This is a genomic window from Streptomyces sp. EDA2-14, assembly GCF_054963755.1.
In genome coordinates this window covers 188,052-210,966 of the sequence record NZ_JBUEGE010000006.1, presented here as the reverse complement: position 1 = coordinate 210,966, position 22,915 = coordinate 188,052, and the positions used below count along the sequence as shown (strand labels likewise).

The following is a 22,915-nucleotide window of genomic DNA, read 5'->3' as shown; positions in this document are numbered from 1 at the left end:
TGCGCGACGACAGGAGCCCAACCGTTGAAGGCGCTGGTCAAGGAGAAGGCCGAACCGGGACTGTGGCTGACGGACGTCCCCGAGCCGGGCGTCGGTCCCGGTGACGTACTGATCAAGGTGCTGCGCACCGGTATCTGCGGTACCGATCTACACATCCGCAGCTGGGACGGCTGGGCACAGTCGACCATCAGCGCGCCGCTGGTCGTGGGCCACGAGTTCGTCGGCGAGGTCGTCGAGACGGGCCGCGACGTCGCCGACATCTCCGTGGGCGACACGGTCAGCGGCGAGGGCCACCTCGTGTGCGGCAAGTGCCGCAACTGCCTGGCCGGGCGCCGCCACTTGTGCCGCTCGACGGTCGGCCTCGGCGTCGGCCGCGACGGCGCGTTCGCCGAGTACGTGGCGCTGCCCGCGTCCAACGTGTGGGTGCACCGCGTCCCCGTAGACCTCGACGTGGCCGCGATCTTCGACCCGTTCGGCAACGCCGTGCACACCGCCCTGTCCTTCCCGCTCGTCGGCGAGGACGTGCTGATCACGGGGGCCGGTCCGATCGGTCTGATGGCGGCGGCCGTCGCCAAGCACGCGGGCGCCCGCAACGTCGTCGTGACCGACGTCAGCGACGAGCGCCTGGAGCTCGCCCGCAAGGTCGGCGCGAGCCTCGCCCTGAACGTGGCGTCCTCCACCATCGCCGACGGCCAGCGCGAACTCGGCCTGCGCGAGGGCTTCGACGTCGGCTTGGAGATGTCCGGCAACCCCGTCGCGATGCGCGACATGCTCGCCAACATGACCCACGGCGGCAAGATCGCCATGCTCGGCCTGCCGTCCGAGGAGTTCGCCGTCGACTGGGCCCGCATCGTCACCTCGATGATCACCATCAAGGGCATCTACGGCCGCGAGATGTTCGAGACCTGGTACGCCATGTCGGTGCTCCTGGAGGGCGGCCTCGACCTCGCCCCGGTGATCACCGGCCGCTACGCGTACACCGACTTCGACGCGGCCTTCGACGACGCGGCGAGCGGCCGCGGCGGCAAGGTCATCCTCGACTGGACCTCCTGAACTCTCCCCGGCGCACAAGGATTTAAGGATTCCCGGCATGTTCGACAACGTACGCGAAGACCTCCAGGCCACCCTCGACGAGATCGTCGCCGCGGGCCTGCACAAGCCCGAGCGGGTCATCGGCACCCCGCAGTCCGCCACCGTCGATGTCACGGCGGGCGGCCGCCCCGGCGAGGTGCTGAACTTCTGCGCCAACAATTACCTCGGCCTCGCCGACCACCCCGACGTGATCGCCGCGGGCCACGCGGCGCTCGACCGCTGGGGCTACGGCATGGCGTCCGTCCGCTTCATCTGCGGCACGCAGGAGGTCCACAAGGAACTGGAGGCGCGCCTGTCGTCCTTCCTCGGCCAGGAGGACACGATCCTCTACTCCTCCTGCTTCGACGCCAACGGCGGCGTCTTCGAGACGCTCCTCGGCCCCGAGGACGCGGTGATCTCCGACGCCCTCAACCACGCGTCGATCATCGACGGCATCCGGCTGTCCAAGGCGAGGCGCTTCCGCTACGCCAACCGCGACATGGCCGACCTGGAAGCCCAGCTGAAGGCGGCGTCCGACGCCCGCAGGAAGCTGGTCGTCACCGACGGCGTCTTCTCCATGGACGGCTACGTGGCACCGCTCGCGGAGATCTGCGACCTCGCCGAGCGCCACGGCGCCATGGTCATGGTCGACGACTCGCACGCGGTCGGCTTCGTCGGCCCCGGCGGCCGCGGCACCCCCGAGCTGCACGGCGTCATGGACCGCGTCGACATCATCACCGGCACCCTCGGCAAGGCGCTCGGCGGGGCGTCCGGTGGCTACGTCGCGGCGCGCGCGGAGATCGTCGCGCTGCTGCGCCAGCGTTCGCGCCCGTACCTGTTCTCGAACAGCCTCGCTCCGGTGATCGCCGCCGCGTCCCTGACGGTCCTGGACCTCCTGGAGTCGGCGGGCGACCTGCGCGAGCGCCTCGCGGCGAACACCAAGCTGTTCCGTACGCGGATGGCCGAGGAAGGCTTCGACATCCTGCCCGGCGACCACGCGATCGCCCCGGTGATGATCGGCGACGCCTCCGTCGCGGGCCGCATGGCCGAGCTTCTCCTGGAGCGCGGCGTCTACGTGATCGGCTTCTCGTACCCCGTGGTCCCGCAGGGCCAGGCCCGCATCCGCGTCCAGCTGTCGGCGGCGCACTCCACGGAGGACGTGAACCGGGCCGTGGACGCGTTCGTGGCGGCGCGCGCCGAGCTCGGCTGACGTTCGTACGGATCCGGCGACCCGGCCCCGCGCGGGTCCGGTGCGCCGGGTGCGGTGGGTGAGAGTGTCCGACCCGTTTGGGAGAATCGCCCCATGATCGAAGCGCGGCGGCTGCACATCCTCCGGGCGGTGGCCGACCACCGCACCGTCACGGCTGCGGCCGCCGCCCTCTATCTGACCCCCTCGGCGGTGTCGCAGCAGCTCACGGCCCTGGAGCAGGAGACGGGGCACAAGCTGGTCGAGCGCGGCGCGCGCGGGGTGCGCCTGACGGCGGCCGGCGAGATCCTGCTCACGCACACCAACGCGGTCCTGGCCCAGCTGGAGAAGGCCGAGGCCGAGCTGGCCGCGTACAGCACCGGCGAGGCGGGCACGGTGACGCTCGCCTCCTTCGCGACGGGCATCGGCCTCGTCGTGGGACCGGCGCTCGCGCATTTGGCGAAGGCGGCGCCCGGCATCCGCGTCCGCGTCCAGGACGCCGAGGGCGACGCCAGCCTGCCGATGCTGCTCGACCGCCGGATCGACGTGGCGGTCGCCGTCGAGTACCGGGGCGCGCCGGGCGCCGACGACGACCGGATCACGCGCGTGCCGCTGTACGCGGAGCCGTTCGACGCGGTCCTCCCTGTGACGCACCGCCTCGCGGACGCGGAGCGGGTACCGGTGGCCGACCTGGCCAAGGACACCTGGATCGGCCCGTACCCCGGCAACCCCTGCCACGACGTGGTCGTCCTCGCCTGCGAACACGCCGGTTTCTCCCCGCAGTTCGAGCACTCGTCGGACGACTTCCGCGCCGTCGTCGCCCTCGCCTCCGCGGGCGCGGGCGTGGCCCTCGTCCCGCGCTCGGCCCTGCACGGCGTGGACCTGAACCGGGTCGTGGTCCGCCCGATCGACGGGGCGGCCCCGGCGCGGAAGGTGTTCGCGGCGGTGCGGCACGGGGCGGAGGCGCATCCGCTGATCAGGCCGGTGCTGGGGGCGCTGGGGGAGGCGGCGGCGGGCTGAGGTGGTGCCGGGCTGAGCTGGTGCCGGACTGAGGTGGTGGCGGGCTGAGCTGGTGGCGGGCCTAGGGAGTCCGTCCGCGTAATACGGCCGTTTCATATCTGGGATAGCGTGCCGAATATGAGACGCGACAGTGATGTGCTGCGAAGCGGGGCCGGCACCCGCGCCCCGGCCCCGGGCTCGTCCCCGGCCCCAGCCCCGGTCCCGGACCCGTCTCCGGATCCCGTGGACGCCCGACTCGGCGCCCGCCTCGCCGAACTCCGGGCCGAACGGGGCTGGTCCCTGGGTGAGTTGGCGGACCGCAGCGGCGTGAGCCGGTCCACCCTGTCGCGCGCCGAACGCGCCGAGATCAGCCCGACCGCCGCCCTCCTCAACCGCCTCTGCGCCGTCCATGGCCGCACCATGTCGCAGCTCCTGAGCGAGGTGGAGACGGCGCCCGCCCAGGTCGTACGGGCCGCGGACCAGCCCGTCTGGCGCGACGACTCGACCGGCTTCGCGCGCCGGTCCGTCTCCCCGCCGCAGGCCGGACTGCGCGGAGAACTGGTCGAGGGCACCCTGGAGCCCTACGCCGACATCGCGTACGACCGCCCGCCCGTGCCCGGCCTCGAACAGCACATCTGGGTGCTCGACGGACTCCTCGACCTCACGGTCCAGGGCGAAACACACCACCTGGAGACGGGCGACTGCCTGCGCTTCCGCCTCTGGGGCCCGACCCACTTCCACTGCCCGGGCCCCGACCCCGTCCGGTACGCGCTGGTGGTGGTCCTCCCGTGACGATCACCTGCACGCATCTTGCGCCTGCGGAATTCCCCGCCTACGTAGACGAGTTGGGGCACCTCCTTGCCGACGTCGTCCATGGAGGAAGCTCGCTCGGCTTCCTGCACGGACTCACGCCCCGCGAAGCGGCGTCCTGGTGGCGCGACTACGTAGGGCCGTCCGTGGAACGCGGAAGCATGGCCGTATGGGTGGCGACCGACACGGACGCGGCGGCCGGTGCCCGCTGCGTCGGAACGGTCTCGCTCGCCTTCAACGAGAAGCCCACCGGCCGCCACCGAGCCGAAGTGGCGAAGCTGATGGTGCGCGGCAGCACCCGCGGCACCGGCCTCGGCCGCACCCTGCTGGCGACCGCGGAGCGCGCCGCGGCCGAGGCGGGCGTGACGCTCCTCATCCTCGACACGGAGACCGGAAGCCCGGCCGAGGACTTCTACCGCAAGGCGGGCTGGGGCGAGATCGGCGTCATCCCGGACTACGCCGCCGACCCGGCGGGGGTGCTGCGCGCCACGACGCTGTTCTGCAAGCGGCTCGATCGGCTCGCGCCGGTCGGTGATCCACAGGAATGAGGGCCTACGGTGCGGGGGAGATGCAGGTCCAGCACGCATCCGAACTGCATCCGCACCGCACCCGCCCCGCCCACAGGGCCGTACGGACCGTCCGAGAGGAAGCCGCCAGATGACCGCCACAGACCCGACGTACACGACGAGCGCGCTCAGTACCGGCGACGGCGCCGCCGTGGCCACGTACACCTGGCTGCCCGCCGGCGGCAGGCCCCGCGCCTTCGTGCAGATCGCCCACGGGGCGGCCGAGCACGGCCAGCGCTACGACCGGTTCGCCCGCCACCTCACCTCCCACGGCTACGCCGTCATCGCCTCCGACCACCGCGGCCACGGCGCCACCGCCCAGTCCACGGGCGGCTACGGGGTCACCGACGACGGCGACCCGGAGGCCATCGACGCCTGGGTGTCGATCGTCGAGGACCTCAAGGCGATCGGCGACCAGGCCCGCGCCCTGTACCCGAACGTCCCGTTCGTGCTGCTCGGCCACAGCCTCGGTTCGCTGCTCGCGCGCGACTACGCGCAGCGGTACGCGGACGACCTGGTGGGCGTGATCCTCTCCGGCACGTTCCGCTCCCTGCCCGGCGCCGACAACGAGGGCGACATCGCGGCACTGGAGGCCGAGGTCGCGAAGGGCGGCCGCGCCGCCGCCTCGTCCTACGTGGGCAACCTCTTCTCCTCCTTCAACGACCCGTACGAGCACCGCACCGGCTTCGAGTGGCTCTCGCGGGACGAGGCGGAGGTCGACAAGTACGTCGCCGACGAGCGTTGCGGCTTCGACTTCTCGGCGGGCCTTTCCCTGGACTGGGTCCGCGCGGTGCGCCGCATCAACGACCCGGCGAACCTCGCCCGCATCCCCACCGACCTGCCGATCCACGTCGCGGTCGGCACGGAGGACCCGTGCAACCAGCGCATGACCCTGGTCCACGAACTCCTGGAGGACCTCCGCTACGTCGGCGTCACCGACCTCACCTGGAAGGGCTACGAGGGCGCCCGCCACGAAATCCTCAACGAGACGAACCGCGACGAGGTGCAGGCGGACCTGGTGGCGTGGCTGGACAAGCGGGTGCCGTGAGCGGGTGACAGGGGCCGGGTGGTGGGGCTCGGGCGAGTGGGGCCCTGGGCGAGTGGGGCCCTGGGCGAGGGGGCCTGGTCGATCCTTTCGATCCCGGCCATTGTCAGTGGTGTTGGCTACGGTTCGTTGCATGCTGGACGCCGAGGATGTACGCACCGTAGCCCTGTCCCTGCCGGACACGACCGAGAAGGTCGCCTGGAGCATGCCCACGTTCCGGGTGGCGGGGAAGATGTACGCCACGCTGCCGGAGGAAGAGACCTCGATAGCGGTGCGCTGCCCCAAGGAAGAGCGCGACGAGCTCGTGCTGGCCGAGCCGAAGAAGTTCTGGATCGCCGACCACGAGGCGTCCTTCGCGTGGGTACGGGTCCGCCTCGCGGCGCTCGAGGACGAGGCCGAGCTGCGCGACATCCTCGCCGACTCCTGGCGCCAGGCGGCCCCCACCCGACTCCTCGACGCCCACCCGGAGTTGGGCCTGCCACGTGCGGGTTGAGACCACGCCCACACCGGATGCCGCGCGCGGGCGGGCGATCACGGTGCTGGTGGAGCGATCACGGTGCCGGCGGCGGCGACCATGACCCCGTTCCTTGACGATCCGAGGCCGGGGCCAGGGCGAACGCGACACGGCCACCAACACCACCAACACCACCACCACCGCTCACGCTGCCCCTACGCCGGAGCCAGGGTCGGACCGCCGCTGCGGGAGAGCAGAAACCCACTGATCCGCTCGCGCAGCGCCCCCGCGTCGAGCCCGTGCCCGGCGACGTGCTCCTCGACGCTCCCGTAACGCCGCAGCTCACGCCGCCCGACCCCGAGCCCGAGCACCCGGTGCGGCAGATCGGCGAGCGCGTCGTTGGCGGCGCCGGTGGAGGTCCCGGCGAGATACGGCTCGACGACCACGACATCGGCGCTGCCGCTCGCCCCCACGGCCCGGCGCAGCGCACCGGCATCAAAGGGCCGAACGGTGGTCGCGTAAAGGACACTGACATCAAGCCCTTCGGTGGCGGCGAGCACGTTGTCCAGCATGGGCCCGACGGCGACGACGACACCTTGCCGCCCCTCCCGCACGGTCAGGAACCGCTCCCCGTCCACGGGCAGCGCGTCCCGGTTGCTGTGCACGGACAGCCGCACGTACTCCCGTGACCCACTCACCGCACCGCCCCCGGCCCCCACGGCGTGCCACAGCAGCGCCTCGGCCTCGTCGGGATGCCCCGGCACGTGCACCCGCCACCCGTCGAGGGTGTCGAGCAGCGCCACGTCACCGGGAGCCATGTGCGTAAAGCCACCGGAGGACACGTCGTACGACGCCCCGGCGCTCACGAGCACGCCGCCGACGCCCTGATGCCCGAAGTCCAACTTCACCTGTTCAAAGGGCCGTTCGACGAGAAAGCTCGCAAAGGTGTGCACGACGGGCCGCATCCCGGCGAGCGCAAGCCCGGCCCCGGCCCCGATGAGCAACTGCTCCCGGATCCCTACATTGATCACGCGTTCCGGATGCCGCCGGGCGGCCCCGGCGAACGGCGCGGCGCCGATCTCGGCTAGTACGACGGCGACACGGGGATCCTCGTCGAGGATCTCGGAGAGAACGGGGGCGAAGCGATCACGCATGGAGTCCATGACTGTTCCTTAGGTGGAGAGGCGCGGGGAAGAGGCGCTGGGGGGGGGAGGGGGCGGAGAGCTCGCGAGCGATGAGGGAGGAGCGGGGCTCACGCGATCTTGGGCTCGACGCGGGCGACGACGACGTGCGGCCGACCCGGATGGGGCGCGGTGAAAGCCTGGTACAGGGCCTCGTGATCGCGCCCGTCGACGGTCACCGTGGACCAGCCGGCGACCTCGAACCGTGCGGCGATACCCCCGGCCCGGCCGTAGGTGGCGGAGAGGTTGTCGACGACGACGGTGTGCAGCCGCTCGAGCCCGACGGCCCCGGCGTAGGCGATGGCCTCGTGATTGCTGCCCTCGTCGAGCTCGGCGTCACCGACGAGCGTCCAGACGGCGGGCTCGTCCATCCCTCGGGCCCGCAGTCCGAGGGCCGTCCCGACCGCGATGGGCAGCCCGTGCCCCAACGACCCGCTGCCGATCTCCACGCCGGGCACGAGCATCCGGTCGGGATGATGCCCGAGCCGCGACTCGTACGCCCCGAACCCGCTCAGCCAGGCCTCGGGCACGAACTCCTTGGCGACGAGCACGGCGTAGTACGCCATGGGTCCGTGCCCCTTGGACAACAGAAACCGATCCCGCCCGGCGTCCTCGACACTCTCCGGCCCGACGCGCAGCACACGGTCGTACAGCACCCACAGCACGTCGAGGGTGGAGGTGGCGGCGGGCCCATGCTTCTCGTCCCCGGTCATGAGACTCATGAGCCGCGACAGGTCTTCGTAGCGATAGCCGTGGCGGCCGACGGCTCCGGTGGCGCCGACGGCTTCGGTGGCTTCTGTGGCACTGCTGGCGATGTCATCCGCTGTGGTCGTCATGCAGGGAAGCGTGCAACCTCAACCTTGCTTGAGGTCAACCCCCGCTCCGCCGGCGCGCCGGATCCCCCGGCCCACCGAAAGGGATGCACGACCACCGCTCCGAGTGCGGTATGGTTTCTGTGCGCGTTCGGCCAGGGGGAAACCCCAGGTCAACGGGTACCGGGACGTGGCGCAGCTTGGTAGCGCACTTGACTGGGGGTCAAGGGGTCGCAGGTTCAAATCCTGTCGTCCCGACAAGTTCGAACGATCGAACGTCGCAGGTGAAGGGCCGTTTTCGAACGGCCCTTTTTCTGTTGCTCCCACGCTCCCACTGGGAGCACGGCGAGTGGGAGCGGGCTCCCACTGCCCCCTTGCCTGTTTGCTCCCACTCGACCCGATGCGCACATATTCGATTCCTTGCGCTCACGTTCACATCCGTGCCCGGTTTGTTACTGCCGGCTCCCCGTCCTATGGGTGGCTTTCCGGGTATGCGCTTGCGCTCTTCGTGCTGGTGGGGGCCGCTCCCAGTGGGAGTGGGGTCGGGAGCGGTGTCCCCTTGGCTGGAAGTTTGGTTATGGGGGCATGCGAAATTTTGACCCCAGTTCCGAATTCGGGTGGGTGGTATGCGGCTTTTCGGTGGCGGCCGTTGCGGGCTGCATCGAGATGTTGAACGCGGGTGGGAGCGGTTCGGCGGGGTTCGCGGGTGTGGTGCGCTCCCGGTGAGGTGTCGCTTGTGCTGTCTCTGCGCCGACCCCATTACGGAACGGCGCCTGGGTTGGCCGCGGCTGACACTTCGTGGGCCGGCGGGCGTCACTGTCGTTTGCGCGGGTGTTGGTGCATGCGGGCACCCGCAGTGGGTGGGGCCTCATCGTCGCGGCTCGACCGATCCCCCGTCGCAGGTGGGTGCACGAAGCAGGAGTGCTCAGCGACGAAGAGTTCGCCGAGGCCAAGAAAGCCGCGATGTCACGGAAGTAGCCGAGGATCAGGTGACTGTCCAGTCGCGGAGCTGACGCGCGATTCCGGCGACGCCGAGGCGGTCCGACGCGGCGTCGCGCACGAGCTCGGCCGCCGCCTTGGGCTGGTAGTCGAGGCGCTGGCCGTGGAGCATCAGGTAGGCCTCGGCGGAGTGCCAGGGAACGCAGCTTCGCCAGTGTTTGCAGGAGCGCCACCGTCTTCAGGTTCAGCGACCCGTAGATGTCGTGCTCCAGGCACGCGCGTTCACGCGCGCCACCGCTGCATACAGCGGCCCGAAGTCGTCGACCTGCGGATCGCCGTCGACCTCGGCGGCGTGGAGGAGGAACTGGACGCTGAAGAAGCGGTCAGGCCCCGACGAACAGCTGAGGAAGCACAGCGGTGGTCTCCAGGGACGCCGCGTAGTTGACCCGTCTCCTCTTGGTCTGAAGAACGTCGGCGACCAAAGCGGCGTACAAGTCCATGGCGCTGCGCTGCGGACACCGGCTCTCCAGGCGCTGCTCCGCAGCCTCCAGTGCTGCGCGCGCCTTCGTCTTGCTGTCTTCCAGGCTTTGGCCCCAACCGGACCAGCCCCCTTCGACGCCCCGTGCGCGTTCTTCGAGGGTCTGTGCGCGTTCCTGAGCGTGACGGTCGTTCGCCCGCGCAACACGGAGGTCGTCCACTGCGCGGGAGCGCAGCAGGTACACCTTGGTGTCTTCGATCGTCGTGACGATCTCATCATCGCGGATGCGGTCGAAGATCTTGCCCTCGAAGAACTCGGTACTGCCCCGGTGGGTCTCCAGCACGCATGCGTTGACGAACGCCTCGCCGACTCGGGCGCCGGGGGTGTACGAGCTTCCGGGCACCAGCTCGGCCGGCGCTTCCTTGAGGCTGTGCGGGGCCGTCCAGACCGCCAGCGCGCCGTCGAGCTCGTGCACGACGTGTCGGTGCGGGCGACGACCGTGGACGCGCATGCTGTGGCAGCACTTCGGGTCCACGACCACGCCCCACAGTCGCCCCTCCACCAGGCAGTCGCTGTCCAAAGGGCTGCGCTGCGGCAGCTGGTTGAAGACGGCCCGGGGCATCCTCTTGCTGCCCACCGACAGCACCTTGATGGTCACCGTGGCGTCATCGACATTGAGGACATCGAGATCCATGCCCTCAACAACGCCCGCTTCCCCTCCGGGAGTCGGGCTGCGTCCGGAACTTCCCGCATTTGGACGAGCCCGGCTGCGCGGTCGTCAAAAGCCGAGTGCGCCCTTCACCGTCGGCCGCTCGCTGCCCGGAGCAGATGGACCAGGTCCTTAAGGCGCTCGGCACGGCCGCGGCCGAAGTCTCGCAGGTACTCACGGGCGTCGACGACGCCCTCGCCGAGGAGTTCGCCGACACCTGCGCGGGCAGGCTCGCGGCCCTGCGCAGCCGGATCCAGCCCTCGGCCGTATTCCCCGAGCCGCGACCGTCCGCCGAGGCCGTTGTGGGGGCCATCTTCAACGACCCCTGGTTGCCCAAGCTGCCTGCAAGGCCCTGCGGGAGGTCGGTGCCTGACCGGCCGCACCGTGCCGCAGCTGCTCGCTGTCTCCACGCGTGCCGGAAAGCCTCGGTGGAGACGCTGGGTGATCGGTGTTGTCAGTGCTGCGGGTCATGATTGAGCGCATCTGATGACGAGCCGCCGCGGAGCGCACATGACTTTGAATTTCGACCCGGACCGGCAGGTCGTCGGACTGAGAAGGCAGCAACGGCTGATCGAAGCGGTGCTGGGGGCCTCCAGCGCCGACGAGAGCCGCTGGCTGGAGTGGAAGTCGCATCACGATCTCGCCCAGGCCGAGGGGGCGTTCGCGGTGGCCAAGGCGATCCTCGGGTTCGCCAACCGCATACCGGACGTGGCTCAGCGATGGGCGGAGGGACACGCCTACCTCCTGGTCGGCGTGGAGGAAGGCGCCGTGCACGGCGTGACCCCGTACGACATCGAGAAGGTCGATCCCTGGCTCGCCCGGTACCTCGGCCCCTTCGACCGCTACCAGTTCACTTATGTCCCCGTCGACAGCGATGAGGGCAAGAGGCACGTCATGCTCGTCGACGTCCTTCCTCCGCAGTGGGGCGACCCCGTCCACGCACTGCACAAGACCTTCAAGTCCTACTACGCCGGGACGATCTTCCACCGGTACGCCGGCAAGACCGAGCCCGCTCGCCCGGCTGAGATCGCAGCGCTCACCGAGCGCGCACGGCGCGCTGCCCAACGGATCGACGTGCGGGTGAATCTCGCCGCGGGCGGCGTCGCCCTGCTTCCCGACACCACCGAGAAGCGCCGAGAAGCCCTGGAGCGTCAGCGCGAGGACCTCCTCAACCAACTCGTCGAGGAGCCTCGCTCGGCGGCCGTTGTGCCGGGCCTCGCCAGGCTCAGCAGCATGGTGAGGGATCGCCGCTCCCCGCAGGACTTCAGGGCAGAGGTCGAACAGTATCTGGAGGTCTTCGATCAGGCACTGCAGGAGGCAATCGTCCAGGCCGTGGGCACGACAGGTCTGCCGGTCCAGCTGCAGCTGACAAACCCCGGCGAGGAGAACCTGACGAAGGTAGAAGTCGTCCTGACTCTTCCCCCGGGCATCCGTGCGCACGCCACGGACGACGACCATGAGATCGATTGGCCCAAGCCGCCCACGGAGTACGGGACCCAGTCCCCACTTGATGTGTCGAGCACCCTGGTGGGTTGGACGCCCGTCGTCAGGCCGGACAGGATCCAGCTGCCCTTCGCGACCCCGGAGGTCGAGCACGGGGCAGAGGCGACCGTGATCCGGTTCGTGCCCGTTGATCTGCGCCCGCACGAGTCCGTGAGACTCGACTCCATCACCCTCACCAGCACCCAGGATCTGGAAGAGAACGTCATCGCGCAATGCCGGGCGACCGCCACGAACCTGAGCGGCGAAGCACGACAGGACCTGTCCCTGCCGACCCGACCGATGACGTTCAACCCAGGAACAGTGCTGTCCGACGACGCCGACCCCGAGGACGCCACCGATACCCCCTGAACAGGGAGTTCGCCAGAAGCCCTCCCGTGTGGCGCACCCGCCAGCTATGCTGCGCGGGCACAACTCGTTTGCTTGGAGAGGCCGTCACCACCCGGTGGCGGCCTCTCTCGCGTTCTGCCCGCGGTTGAGGCGGCTGTCAGTGCCTCCACGCAGGAACAGCCGCAACCGACGGTCGACGGGATCTGCGCACGACGAGCACCACCCTCGCTCCTGATACGCCCTCACCTTCTGAGTAAGGGCTGGCCTGGGCCCCGACCGGATTGGTCGAGGCCCTTTTTCATGCCCGGAAACGGGCGGGAGGTCTCATGCACAAGCCCCACGACCCCGACTCCGACGCCATCCTGGCGTGGCTCCGCACGTCCTCTGCTCCACGAACGGCAGGCGCGACCCCTACCACTCCCATGTGGATGCCGCGCCGGGCGACGCATCGGGCCACGGCGCGCGAACTCGCCCGGGCCGAAGGCCTGCCGGGCCTGTTCGGACCCGCCCCGAAGCCACCGGTGAAGCCGCAGATCGAGCGAGGACGCACGATCGCCTACCTGCAGGGCCGCCGCTGCAAAAAGAACGAGGCCGAGGCTCTCGCCACCCAGTGGTTGGCGCAGTTCGAGCGGTTCGCCGAGCTCCGCCGATGGGCCGAAGCCATCGGACCTCGCTCGGCCCACGCGACCGCACGGCTGCGCCAGGAAGGCTTCGATCTGCCCGACCTCGACCTACCGATCCACGGAACGAGCGCACGGCGCCGACTGCGGAACGGGGAACCCGTCGACCAGATCATCGCGGCCATGAGACAGCAACGAGGCTGAGCCCAGTTCCTCTTGAAGATGCGGCCGCCAGACCGGGCGAGTGGCGATCCGGTCATACGCCTGCACCGGACACACATCCAGTGCGAGGGTTGCGCGCGAGCGGGATCGTGGGCCAGCCGTACTGGCCGTGCACCTAGTCGCCCCCAGACCCCGGGCGGCGATCCCGGGTTCTGCGGCCTCCGGCAGTGGTGGGCTGCGGATCAGGAGAGTGGCTCCGCAGGGCTCCCCTCGGCGGAGCCACTCTCCTTCGTCCGCGAAGTACCTGAGCTTGTTCCTTAACCTCTGTCCCGGCCAAGCCGTCACTCTTTGGAGTGATGACAGGGTGTGAGGCGGTCCTTCTCGCGATGCTGAACACTGTTACTGCGTACGGGAGTTCAGCCGGAAGGGCGTGGGGTGAGTGTGTTGCCGCAGATCGAGGGGCGGGAGGCGCTCCAGGAGTTGTCCCGCTTCCGGACGGCCTTCTACGGGTGTCTGTCCGCGCGGGCGGACGCGTTCTTCGAGCTGACCGACGCATTGCTGTGTACGGACGGTCCGACTCGGACTCCCGTTGAGCTGTCGCTGCTGGCCGAGCACCAGCGCGGCTACGGCTCGCTGTACGGTGCCCTGAACCATGGCCGACTCGACACAAACGCCCTGCGTGACCTGCTGGTTTCCCTGCCGATACCGCGCTTCGACGGCAGGATCGTGCTCGCCGTGGACGTCTCCCCGTGGCTGCGCTCGGACGCGGCCTGCTCGCCGGAGCGCCTGTTCTGCCACGTCCACGGCCGCTCCCGTGAATCCGCGCAGATCATTCCGGGCTGGCCGTATTCGTTCGTCGTCGCGCTGACGCCGGACCGCACCTCGTGGACGCAGGTCCTGGACGTGGTCCGGCTGGGCCCGGTCGACGACGCCGCGGCGGTCACTGCCGACCAGCTGCGGGCCGTGGTCGTGCGGCTAATGACGGCAGGTCAGTGGCAGGACGGGGACCGGGACGTCCTGGTCGTGATGGATGCGGGCTACGACGTGATGCGGCTGGCCTGGGTGTTGCGCGACCTGCCGGTCGAACTCGTCGGGCGCCTGCGCTCGGACCGAGTTCTGCGGCTGCCGAAACCGCCGCGCGTCTACGTTCCCGAGGGCGGTCGGCCGCCCCGGCACGGCAAGGAATTCGGCCTGGCCCGCCCCGAGTCGTGGCCGGAGCCGTCTGTGGTCACGGTGAACGACACCGCCCGCTACGGCAAGGCCGAGGCCCGCTCTTGGGACCGGCTCCACCCCCGGCTGCAGCAGCGGTCCGCGTGGATCGACCACGACAGCGAACTCCCCCTCATCGAAGGCACGTTGATCCGCCTCAACGTCGACCACCTGCCCGGCGACCGCGACGCCCCGCCGGTCTGGCTGTGGTCCTCGGCGATCGGCGCCAGCCCGGACGACGTCGACTTCGCCTGGTCCTGCTACCTGCGCAGATTCGACCTGGAGCACACCTTCCGCCTGTTCAAGCAGTCCCTCGGCTGGACACGGCCGCGGTTACGTGACCCGCAGGCAGCCGACCGCTGAACATGGCTGGTCATCGCCGCCCACACCCAACTCCGCCTCGCCACACCGATAGCCGCCGACCAGCGCAAGCCCTGGGAGAAGAGCACCAAGCCCGGCGTGACTCTCACGCCGACCCGCGTCCGCCGAGGGTTCCGGCACATCCGCCCCCATCTCGCTCACCCGGCCCATGGACCGAAACCCAGCCGTCCCGGCCCCGGACGCCCACCCGGCTCCAGAAACCGGCAGCCCACCACCCGTTACGACGTCGGGAAGGCCATCAAACGTCCCGCGAGTATCACCGAACGTTAAGGAACAAGGTCAGAAGCTGTTTCACATCCCATGATCTGTGACGCTCTGTGAGGAATAGGCGTCACACGGGAGTTCGCCCCTCCTGCCCGAACACACCTGCCTCTGTGTACATGGGGGGCCTAACATCAGGAGATGCTTTCAGCAGTCATTGGGGTGGTGGGTGCGTTAGTGGCGGCCGCGATCGGGGCCTGGGCGACGCTCCGTGCTCGGCATCGGCAGGACTCGGCGGTGGAACTCGTTGATGTATCAGTTCAGGTATCGCCAGCCGAGCATTGGCAGGACCCAGGGTCGCCGACGCTCGACATCAAGCTCCGAAACGTGGGCAGCCAGCCTGCGGTGTTGACGAGAATGGCCGTGGAGGTAGTCCAGGCTGGGCGTTTCCATCAAGAGTGGCTTCGTGCTCGCTTCACTGTCGGGGCTGGGATGCCGGTCAGTGGAGACTACGACGTGGAGCTTCCTCTCTCCTACGAAGCGGCCGGGACAACGGTTGAGGTAGACCTTGATCAGGTGGTTCCGGCGTCAGACACTGACCGGTTCATCACCCGTCTGGGAGCAGATCTGCGCGCGGAGGGCCAGCGAGGGGATCTGGTGTACCTGCTCCGAGTGAAGATCTTTTACAACGCCGACGGTGAGCACGTGACGTCCCCCTTGATCGCTGTCGGCATACCGGTAAATGACACGATCCTCCGTGCGGGGCGTGCCCGTTACGAGGTCGAGCGCTTTTGGACCGAGGTCGACGAGGTGCGGACCGATATCGATGAGGAAGCTATGTCGCTGCGGCTGCCGGTACCCGACTGGGAAAACAATCCCCCGAGCCGGTGGGATCTGTTCAATCTCATGGGATCGGTGGACGAGAGCGTTCCCCTGACGGCGCGCGTCAACGAATACCAGCCCGGAGGCCATATCGTCAGAGAAGAGTTTTGGCACCCGGAGCGTGCAGTGGACTCGTACCTTCACGCAGCAGAGGCGCAGTGCCGCGACCTCATCAACCTAGTTGCCCGGGCCAAGGTGAAGCCGCCCAGCTTACGGAAAGCAGCACAACAAGCCGAAGAGGAACTTGTTCAGCTTCCAGGCCTCCGGAACCTGCGCTGACAGCCGTGCAAGTAGCTTGAATCGCAGGGGTTCACCCTGCGTGCGCACCGCTAGGCTGGTCGAAGACGGACACTCCCTTCACGGCGGACCGTGTTCCGTCACAACGCCCCCAGTCCCCGGGCCAACTGGACCATTCTCGGGCGGTCCGAGCCGCCTCACGGACATTGGCGGCCCGGACCCTTCGCCCTCCCGTTCAGTTCCAACCTGGGGCCAACTCCCGCACGCCCCGGCGCCGGCGAGGGCGGAACCGTGCGAGGAGGCGGCGTTGAAGGGGAGCACGCCGCTCCTTCCCCGCGCAGGCGACCCGCTTGCCAGGCTCATCCCCTGGTCGCGGGCCGCCGACCAGTACAAACCCGCCCCTCGACGCTACTCCCCCCCGGCGTACAACCGACATGCCTTCGCGCTGAGTTGGAGACAGAAACGCGAGACTGATGCGTGCGTACCCGGGCTAGTTCAGGGGAACCCGGTGCGGTGGCGGCGGAACAGTGGCAGCGCGCATCCTGGGAGCAGTACGAGCGCACCCGTGAACTCTGCGCCTGCCGAAAACTCCATCCTCGCAGTTCAAGCGGCATGTTGGTATTCGTGGATGACTCCACCAAGGCGGTCTTTCCGGCGTACCTTCAGGCGGGAGACTTGGTCGGTGGTGAGTGGTTCGGGAACGGCGCGCAGGGGTGCTGCCTGATCCATCGCTTGGTGGGGCCGGTGGGTGTTGTAATGCAGTTCGAACTGGCGGAGCGCACGGCGCAGGTGGTTCTCATTCCAGATGAGGGTGCGGTCCAGCAGTTCGTGGCGGCAGGTTTGGACCCAGCGTTCCGTGATGGCGTTCATGCGCGGGATCCGGATGCCGGTGAGGACGACCTGGATGCCGGTGGCGCTCAGGATCTCGTCGAAGAGGGCTGGGTACTTTGCGTCCCGGTCCCGGATCAGATAGCCGACGGTGGCTTCGGCGTCCGCCAGGTCCATCACCAGATTCCGAGCGGCCTGGGTGGCCCAGGCCGCGGTGGGATGAGCGGTGGTGCCGAGGATCCGGACACGCCGGGTGATGTGGTCGATGACCGCGAGGATGTACTGGCGTTTGCCAGTAAGGCTGATGGTCTCGATGAAGTCGCAGGCCAGGAGTACTTCGGCTTGGGAGTGCAGGAAGTCGGCCCAGGTGGTGGCGGCCCGGTCGGGCGCGGGGTCGATGCCCTCGGCCGTGAGGATTTCCCAGACGGTGGAGGCGGCGATCTTGATGCCGAGGGTGGTGAGCTCACCGTGCACCCTGCGGTAGCCCCAGGTTGGGTTCTCCCGGACCAGGCGGAGAATCAGCGCGCGAATTGAGCGGACTGTGGGCGGTCGGCCCGGTCTCTTTGGTCGACACGTTCGGGCGTGGCGCCGCTTCATCAGGTCGCGGTGCCAGCGCAGCACGGTGTCGGGCTGGACCAGTAGTCGTAGCCGGTGCAGGACCTGACGGGGCAGTGGCGCCAGCAGGGCGGCGAGGAACGCCCGGTCTTGCGGAGTGAATTTCACCCGGTCAGAACCGAGCTGCCGCTCGAGGACGGTGATCTCGTGGCGAAGCGCGAGGATCTCCACATCCTTGGCGCGGTCGCTCATCGGCAGCAACCGCAGTGCGGCGAATATGTTGGTGGCGGTCAGGTACGCGAGACGAAGCAGCACGAGTGCTCATCCTGCCGCACCGTCGAAGACGCTCCTGATCTGTATGGACGACATTCTCGGCAGGCGCAGAGTTCGGCGTTGCTCGGATTGCGCAGCACCTTGTCGCCCTCCCAGAGGACCACCGGTGTCTCCCCAGTACGGATGGCGAACCGGCGCAGCAGTGCCTCGGCCTCCTTGTCCTTCTCCAGATCCACCCAGCGGTGGGGCAACCGGTTGCGTGCGGCGAACTCCCGCAGCCGCAACGTGTCCGGCGAGTAGCACGATCCCAGGATCCGGAAGCCGGCGCCCAGGCCGATGAGTAGGTATCGGCGGTGCAGATAGGCGCGGAGGATCAGGTCGCCGAGGACAGGGTCGCGGCCGACCAGAGTGCGTTGCCGCTCCACCGGTACGGCCACGATCTCGCCCGCCTGGCGCATCACGGCGGTGTCGAACGCCGCCTGTCCCTCAAGCAGCCCGAGTTCACCGAGGAACCTGCCTGGTCCGTGCACGGCCACCGTCCGCTCGTCGGGCCCGCCGTGGTCGTGGAGGATCTCGACGGTCCCGCTGAGGATCGCGAGGAACTCGCGGATCGGCTGGCCCTCCCGGCACAGCACCTCGCCCTCGGCGGTCCTGCGGCGTTCGCCGTACGCGGTCAGGTACTCGCGCTGCTCCGGCGTGAGGCGCGGGAACGCTCCGTACCGGTCAGGTGTCTCATCGACCGCATCGTGCTCGTGCTCCGTCGTGCTCATCAGACCAGGGCCTCGTGAACGAAGCACCAGCGCCAGTCCTCTCCCGGCTCGAAGGACTGCACGACGGGGTGACCGAATGGTCGCCGCGTGCCGTCTGGCGTGCTTGAGGGGAGAGGAGTCGCAGCAGCCGACGTGCCCGCAGGTCAGACAGAGGCGCAGGTGCACCCACGGGGAACACCCTTGAGGCACTCCTCGCAGCCTTCGGGGGTGCGCGGGGCCACTGGGCGCACCATCGCCAGGTGGGGGTCGGGAAGCGTGGCCATGAGGGGTCTCCTTCCGGGAATGGGCCGGGGCCCAGGTCACCTCGTCGTTGTGTTCACTCTCCTGCGGTGGTCTGCCGGTCCTCCATCGCCCGCTCGACCCACGAGCGCAGAGCGGCCGCGGGTGCCGCGCCGGCCTGCCGGGCGATCGTCTCGCCCTTGTCCAGGACGAGGAGGGTCGGCACGGCCTGCACTTCGAAGCGTCGGCTGAGCCGTGGGTTCTTGTCGACGTCGACCTTGGCGAGCTTGATCCGTCCGGCGAGGTCGCGGGCGACCTGTTCGAGGGCGGGGCTGACCATGCGGCAGGGGCCGCACCACGTGGCCCAGAGGTCGACGACGACGGGTACGGTGGCCCGCTCGACGACCTCGGCGAAGTCGTCGTCGCCCGCGTCCACGAGCCAGGGCAGGGGGTGCTTGCATCGGCCGCACCGGGGTCGTCCCTCGGCGGCCACGGGGATCCGGTTGACATGCCCGCAGTCGGGGCAGGTCACCGTCGCCGTCCGGGTGGTGCTCACGCCGCCCTCGCCTCCCGGTTGTCGTGCTGCTGGTCGTAGGTGACCACCAGTTCTCCGTGCTCGGCGTCGACGCGTACCGTCGCGCCGTCCTGGACGTCGCCGCGCAGCAGGGCGCGCCCGACCAGCGTCTCGACCTCGTGGGAGATGTAACGCCGCAGCGGCCGCGCCCCGTACACCGGGTCGTAGCCCTGGTGGGCGATCAACTCCCGTGCAGTGTCGGTGAGTTCGATGGTGATGCGGCGTTCGGCGAGGCGGCGGCGCAGTTCGTCGAACTGCAGCTCCACGATTCGCTCGATCTGCCGCTCACCGAGCGGCTTGAACAGCACGATGTCGTCGACGCGGTTGAGGAACTCCGGGCGGAAGTGCCCGCGCAGCTCACCCATCACCAGGGCCCGGGCGTCCGGCACGATCTCACCGTCGGCGGTGACGCCGTCGAGGAGGTGTTCGGAGCCGATGTTGGACGTCATGATGATCACGGCGTTGCGGAAGTCGACGGTGCGGCCCTGGGCGTCGGTGATGCGGCCGTCGTCGAGGATCTGCAGCAGGGTGTTGAAGACATCGGTGTGCGCCTTCTCGATCTCGTCGAACAGCACGACCGAGTACGGCTTGCGGCGTACGGCCTCGGTGAGCTGGCCGCCCTCCTCGTAACCGACGTATCCGGGCGGCGCCCCCATGAGCCGGCTGACGGTGTGCCGTTCCTGGTACTCGCTCATGTCGAGGCGGACCATGTTCTCCTCGGAGTCGAACAGGGCCCGGGCGAGGGTCTTGGCCAGTTCGGTCTTCCCGACGCCGGTGGGGCCGAGGAAGATGAACGAGCCGATGGGGCGGCGAGGGTCGCGGATGCCGGAGCGGGCGCGGATGATGGCGTCGGCGACGAGCTTGACGGCCTCGTCCTGGCCGATGACGCGCTCGCGGAGGATCTCGTCGAGGCGCAGCAGTTTCTCGCGTTCGCCCTCCTGGAGGCGGGCGACGGGGATGCCGGTCCAGGCGGCGACGATCTCGGCGATCTCCTCCTCGGTGACGACCTCGCGCAGCAGCCGGTTCTGCCCTTGCTTGGAGGCCAGTTGCTCCTCCTCGGCCGCCAGTCGGCGCTCCAGTTCCTGGACGCGGCCGTAGCGGAGTTCGGCGGCGCGGTTGAGGTCGTAGGCGCGTTCGGCCTCCTCCGCCTCGTGGCGGACCTGCTCCAGTTCCTGGCGCAGTTCCTGCACGCGGCGGATCGCCTGTCGTTCGGCGTCCCACTGGGCGTGTTTGGCGTCGGCCTCGCCGCGCAGGTCGGCCAGTTCCTTGCGCAGCCCCTCCAGGCGGGTTTTGCTGGTGGGGTCGGTCTCCTTGGACAGGGCCGCCTCCTCGATCTCCAGGCGGGTCACCCGGCGGGTGATCTCGTCGAGTTCGGCCGGCATGGAGTCGATCTCGGTACGCAGCCGGGCACAGGCCTCGTCGACGAGGTCGATGGCCTTGTCGGGCAGGAACCGGTCGGTGATGTAGCGGTGGGAGAGCGTCGCCGCCGCGACCAGCGAGGTGTCCTGGATCTTCACACCGTGGAAGACCTCCAGGCGTTCACGCAGTCCGCGCAGGATGGAGATGGTGTCCTCCACACTCGGCTCGTCGACCAGGACCTGCTGGAAACGGCGTTCGAGAGCGGCGTCCTTCTCGATGTGCTGCCGGTACTCGTCCAGGGTGGTCGCGCCGATCATGTGCAGTTCGCCGCGCGCCAGCATGGGCTTGAGCATGTTGCCCGCGTCCATGGCGCCCTCGGCGGCGCCCGCGCCGACGACCGTGTGCAACTCGTCGACGAAGAGCAGGATGCGTCCCTCGGCGGCCTTGACCTCGGACAGCACGGCCTTGAGGCGTTCCTCGAACTCGCCGCGGTACTTGGCGCCGGCGACCAGCGAACCCATGTCGAGGGCGAACACGGTTTTGTCGCGGAGTCCTTCGGGCACGTCGCCGCGGACGACGCGCTGGGCGAGTCCCTCGACGATGGCGGTCTTGCCGACGCCGGGGTCGCCGATGAGGACGGGGTTGTTCTTGGACTTGCGGCTGAGGATCTGGGTGACGCGGCGGATTTCGGCGTCCCGGCCGATGACGGGGTCGAGCCGCCCGGCCCGGGCCTCGGCGACGAGATCGCGGCCGTACTTCTCCAGCGCCTCGTACGCCACTTCGGGGTTGGCGGAGGTGACGCGCTGGTTGCCGCGGACCTGGGTGAGCGCGCCGAGGAAGGAATCCCGGGTCACGCCGTGCTCCTTCAGCAGCCGCCCCGCGGTGGTCGCCGAGCCCTCCTCGGCCAGCGCCAGCAGCAGGTGTTCCACGGACACGTACTCGTCCTTGAGGCGCTTGGCCTCCCGCTCGGCCGCATCGAGCAGCCGGGCCAGGCGCTGGGTGACGTAGACCTGACCCGGCGTCGCGCCCGGGCCGGTCACCTTGGGCCGTCGGGAGAGGTCCTCGCGTACGGCCGCGCGCAACTTCTCGGGCTCTGCGCCCGCCTGCTGCAGCAGCCGCGGGATCAGGCCCTCCTGCTGGTCGAGAAGGGCGAGCAGGAGATGTTCGCCGTCGACCTCGGTGTGCCCCAGGCGGCCGGCGGCGCTCTGGGCCTCCTGCAGGGCTTCCTGGGACTTCTGGGTCAGTTTGTTCATGTCCATGGCGGTAGATCACTCCTCATGCCTGCACGCCGTAGTGCGGCTTCGAGCAAGCTGATGCGATCGAGCAGGTCGAGCACCAGACCGATAGATGCGTAGTTGAGGCACAGCCCGGCGCGCAGCCGCTGGACACGGGCCAGGGCGGCCGGGGCCGTGGAGGCGAACACCAGATGCCCGGAGGCGTCCTGGCCGGCGTCCACGAGTCCGAGGGCGACGAACCGACGGATCAGGTCGGGATGGAGGCCTGATCGGCGGGCCACGGTCTCCAGGGAGAGCCTGGAGACGGGCACGATCGCGTACTGCACGCTCACCTCGGTCGTGCGTGCGGGGGACGGGCGGGCCTCGGCCGGTCGGTCGGTCATCAGGTCCTCCTGGGATCGAACGTGGAGACGGCGGCAAGTTCCTCCAGCAGCTCGCGCTCCCGGTCGCTCAGCCTGGGCGGCACCATGATCCGCAGCTCCGCGTACAGGTCTCCGTTCGCGCCGTGCGGGCCTGGCATGCCCTCACCGCGCAGCCGCAGACGCCGTCCGCTGGAGGACCCGGCGGGCACGGTCACCTTCGCCGTGGCACCGCTCGGCGTGGGCACCGGCACGGTCGCACCGAGCGCCGCCTCCCACGGCGTGACCGGAAGCTTCACGTGGACGTCCCGGCCGTCGAGGCGGAACTCACGGTGCGGCTGGATCCGCACGCGCAGGAACAGGTCCCCGGCGGGAGCGTCGTCGCCGCTCCCGCGCCCGCCCTCCCCGGCCAGCCGGATGCGCTGCCCATCGATGGTGCCGGGCGGCACGTCGACCTGGTAGCGCCGCTGTCCGGTCGGCCCGGCCAGGGTGACCGTACGGAGGCCGCCCCGGTAGGCCTCCTCGACGGTGAGCGGCAGCTCCGCCTCCTGGTCGGCGCCGGGTACGCGCATCCGCCCGGCGCCCCCGAACAGCGAGCCGAACAGATCTTCGACGTCGACCTCCTCGCCGCCGAAGCCCGCCGTGGAGTACCGGACCCGGGGGCCGCCGCCGGTGGTCCACCGGGATCCGCCGCCCGCTCCGGCTCCGGCGCCGGCGGCGACGCGCTCCTCCCAGTCGTCCGGGATCTGCCGGAAGTCCTCGCCGAAGCGGTCGTACTTGGCTCGCTGCTTCGGATCGGACAGGACGCTGAAGGCCTCATTGACCTCCTTGAACCGCTCCTCTGCCTCGGGGTCCTTGTTGACGTCGGGGTGGTACCTGCGGGCCAGGGTGCGGTAGGCCCGCTGGATCTCGTCCCCGTCGGCGGTGCGCGGAACGCCGAGCACCTCGTAGAAATCGCGTGCCATGGCCGG

The 22,915-nt window shown here is 69.5% G+C and carries 19 protein-coding genes, 1 tRNA gene and 3 pseudogenes; 12 read left to right on the top strand and 11 right to left on the bottom strand.

The genetic code is table 11. The features are described 5' to 3' along the window. Positions 1 to 24: 24 nt before the first annotated feature. The 7 genes from tdh (at position 25) to ACY34M_RS18705 (ending at position 6,170) form a co-directional block, all read left to right on the top strand. Complete coding sequence (tdh, locus tag ACY34M_RS18735; protein WP_462720336.1) at positions 25 to 1,053, top strand: L-threonine 3-dehydrogenase; 1,029 nt, start codon at positions 25 to 27, stop codon at positions 1,051 to 1,053. A 37-nt stretch (positions 1,054 to 1,090) separates the two neighbouring features. Beyond that, positions 1,091 to 2,281 (top strand): glycine C-acetyltransferase, encoded by a 1,191-nt coding sequence (locus ACY34M_RS18730; protein WP_462720335.1) that lies wholly within the window; start codon positions 1,091 to 1,093, stop codon positions 2,279 to 2,281. A 93-nt stretch (positions 2,282 to 2,374) separates the two neighbouring features. After that, on the top strand, positions 2,375 to 3,277 hold the full coding sequence (locus ACY34M_RS18725; protein ID WP_462720334.1) for a LysR family transcriptional regulator: 903 nt from the start codon (positions 2,375 to 2,377) through the stop codon (positions 3,275 to 3,277). Positions 3,278 to 3,394: 117 nt separating this feature from the next. Next, the gene (locus ACY34M_RS18720) at positions 3,395 to 4,048 is read left to right on the top strand and encodes a helix-turn-helix domain-containing protein (RefSeq protein ID WP_462720333.1); all 654 of its coding nucleotides are present in this window, start codon (positions 3,395 to 3,397) and stop codon (positions 4,046 to 4,048) included. A gap of 2 nt (positions 4,049 to 4,050) precedes the next feature. After that, positions 4,051 to 4,614 carry a GNAT family N-acetyltransferase gene (locus ACY34M_RS18715; RefSeq protein ID WP_462720437.1) on the top strand — a complete coding sequence of 188 codons (564 nt, stop codon included), beginning with the start codon at positions 4,051 to 4,053 and terminating at the stop codon, positions 4,612 to 4,614. 109 nt (positions 4,615 to 4,723) lie between these two features. Beyond that, a complete protein-coding gene (locus ACY34M_RS18710) occupies positions 4,724 to 5,680 on the top strand; it encodes an alpha/beta fold hydrolase (RefSeq protein ID WP_462720332.1) in 957 nt (318 codons plus the stop codon). A 130-nt stretch (positions 5,681 to 5,810) separates the two neighbouring features. Continuing rightward, positions 5,811 to 6,170, top strand: a complete 360-nt coding sequence (locus tag ACY34M_RS18705) for an MmcQ/YjbR family DNA-binding protein (protein WP_462720331.1) — start codon at positions 5,811 to 5,813, stop codon at positions 6,168 to 6,170. Positions 6,171 to 6,346: 176 nt separating this feature from the next. On the opposite strand, the gene ACY34M_RS18700 is transcribed toward ACY34M_RS18705, so the two are convergent. Together ACY34M_RS18700 and ACY34M_RS18695 are read right to left on the bottom strand one after the other, a co-directional pair. Continuing rightward, entirely contained in the window at positions 6,347 to 7,294 is a 948-nt protein-coding gene (locus ACY34M_RS18700; RefSeq protein ID WP_462720330.1) for a transketolase family protein, read from the bottom strand. An 89-nt stretch (positions 7,295 to 7,383) separates the two neighbouring features. Continuing rightward, positions 7,384 to 8,034 (bottom strand): transketolase, encoded by a 651-nt coding sequence (locus ACY34M_RS18695; protein WP_462720436.1) that lies wholly within the window; start codon positions 8,032 to 8,034, stop codon positions 7,384 to 7,386. 274 nt (positions 8,035 to 8,308) lie between these two features. Here ACY34M_RS18695 and ACY34M_RS18690 point away from each other — a divergent pair. After that, a tRNA-Pro gene (locus ACY34M_RS18690) sits at positions 8,309 to 8,382 on the top strand. A 727-nt stretch (positions 8,383 to 9,109) separates the two neighbouring features. Here the strand turns inward: ACY34M_RS18690 and ACY34M_RS18685 are convergent. Continuing rightward, positions 9,110 to 9,478: pseudogene (locus ACY34M_RS18685) on the bottom strand (fic family toxin-antitoxin system, toxin component). Continuing rightward, positions 9,447 to 10,235 (bottom strand): hypothetical protein, encoded by a 789-nt coding sequence (locus tag ACY34M_RS18680; protein ID WP_462720445.1) that lies wholly within the window; start codon positions 10,233 to 10,235, stop codon positions 9,447 to 9,449. Before ACY34M_RS18680 ends, ACY34M_RS18685 begins: the two are co-directional and overlap by 32 nt. Before the next feature lie 501 nt (positions 10,236 to 10,736). On the opposite strand from ACY34M_RS18680, the gene ACY34M_RS18675 reads away from it, so the two are divergent. The 4 genes and pseudogenes from ACY34M_RS18675 to ACY34M_RS18660 all read left to right on the top strand — a co-directional run bounded on the left by ACY34M_RS18675 (position 10,737) and on the right by ACY34M_RS18660 (position 15,814). After that, positions 10,737 to 12,101: an AlbA family DNA-binding domain-containing protein gene (locus ACY34M_RS18675; protein WP_462720329.1), complete on the top strand. Its 1,365-nt coding sequence runs from the start codon at positions 10,737 to 10,739 to the stop codon at positions 12,099 to 12,101. 305 nt (positions 12,102 to 12,406) lie between these two features. After that, entirely contained in the window at positions 12,407 to 12,904 is a 498-nt protein-coding gene (locus ACY34M_RS18670) for a hypothetical protein (protein ID WP_462720328.1), read from the top strand. A gap of 393 nt (positions 12,905 to 13,297) precedes the next feature. Continuing rightward, positions 13,298 to 14,722, top strand: a pseudogene (locus tag ACY34M_RS18665) (NF041680 family putative transposase). 132 nt (positions 14,723 to 14,854) lie between these two features. Continuing rightward, the gene (locus tag ACY34M_RS18660) at positions 14,855 to 15,814 is read left to right on the top strand and encodes a hypothetical protein (protein ID WP_462720327.1); all 960 of its coding nucleotides are present in this window, start codon (positions 14,855 to 14,857) and stop codon (positions 15,812 to 15,814) included. A gap of 561 nt (positions 15,815 to 16,375) precedes the next feature. On the opposite strand, the gene ACY34M_RS18655 is transcribed toward ACY34M_RS18660, so the two are convergent. The 7 genes and pseudogenes from ACY34M_RS18655 to ACY34M_RS18625 form a co-directional block, all read right to left on the bottom strand. Then, positions 16,376 to 17,470 carry an integrase core domain-containing protein gene (locus tag ACY34M_RS18655; protein WP_462720326.1) on the bottom strand — a complete coding sequence of 365 codons (1,095 nt, stop codon included), beginning with the start codon at positions 17,468 to 17,470 and terminating at the stop codon, positions 16,376 to 16,378. Beyond that, positions 17,446 to 18,198 (bottom strand): Crp/Fnr family transcriptional regulator, encoded by a 753-nt coding sequence (locus tag ACY34M_RS18650; protein ID WP_462720325.1) that lies wholly within the window; start codon positions 18,196 to 18,198, stop codon positions 17,446 to 17,448. The genes ACY34M_RS18655 and ACY34M_RS18650 overlap by 25 nt, the downstream gene beginning before the upstream one ends. After that, a pseudogene (locus ACY34M_RS18645) lies at positions 18,198 to 18,461 on the bottom strand (UBP-type zinc finger domain-containing protein). Before ACY34M_RS18645 ends, ACY34M_RS18650 begins: the two are co-directional and overlap by 1 nt. A 53-nt stretch (positions 18,462 to 18,514) precedes the next feature. Beyond that, positions 18,515 to 18,973, bottom strand: coding sequence for a thioredoxin (gene trxA, locus ACY34M_RS18640; protein WP_462720324.1), 459 nt, complete (start codon positions 18,971 to 18,973; stop codon positions 18,515 to 18,517). Then, entirely contained in the window at positions 18,970 to 21,609 is a 2,640-nt protein-coding gene (gene clpB, locus ACY34M_RS18635; RefSeq protein WP_462720323.1) for an ATP-dependent chaperone ClpB, read from the bottom strand. The genes trxA and clpB overlap by 4 nt, the downstream gene beginning before the upstream one ends. Then, complete coding sequence (locus ACY34M_RS18630; protein WP_462720322.1) at positions 21,600 to 21,968, bottom strand: chaperone modulator CbpM; 369 nt, start codon at positions 21,966 to 21,968, stop codon at positions 21,600 to 21,602. The genes clpB and ACY34M_RS18630 overlap by 10 nt, the downstream gene beginning before the upstream one ends. Continuing rightward, the gene (locus ACY34M_RS18625; protein WP_462720321.1) at positions 21,968 to 22,909 is read right to left on the bottom strand and encodes a DnaJ C-terminal domain-containing protein; all 942 of its coding nucleotides are present in this window, start codon (positions 22,907 to 22,909) and stop codon (positions 21,968 to 21,970) included. Before ACY34M_RS18625 ends, ACY34M_RS18630 begins: the two co-directional genes overlap by 1 nt. Positions 22,910 to 22,915 lie beyond the last annotated feature (6 nt).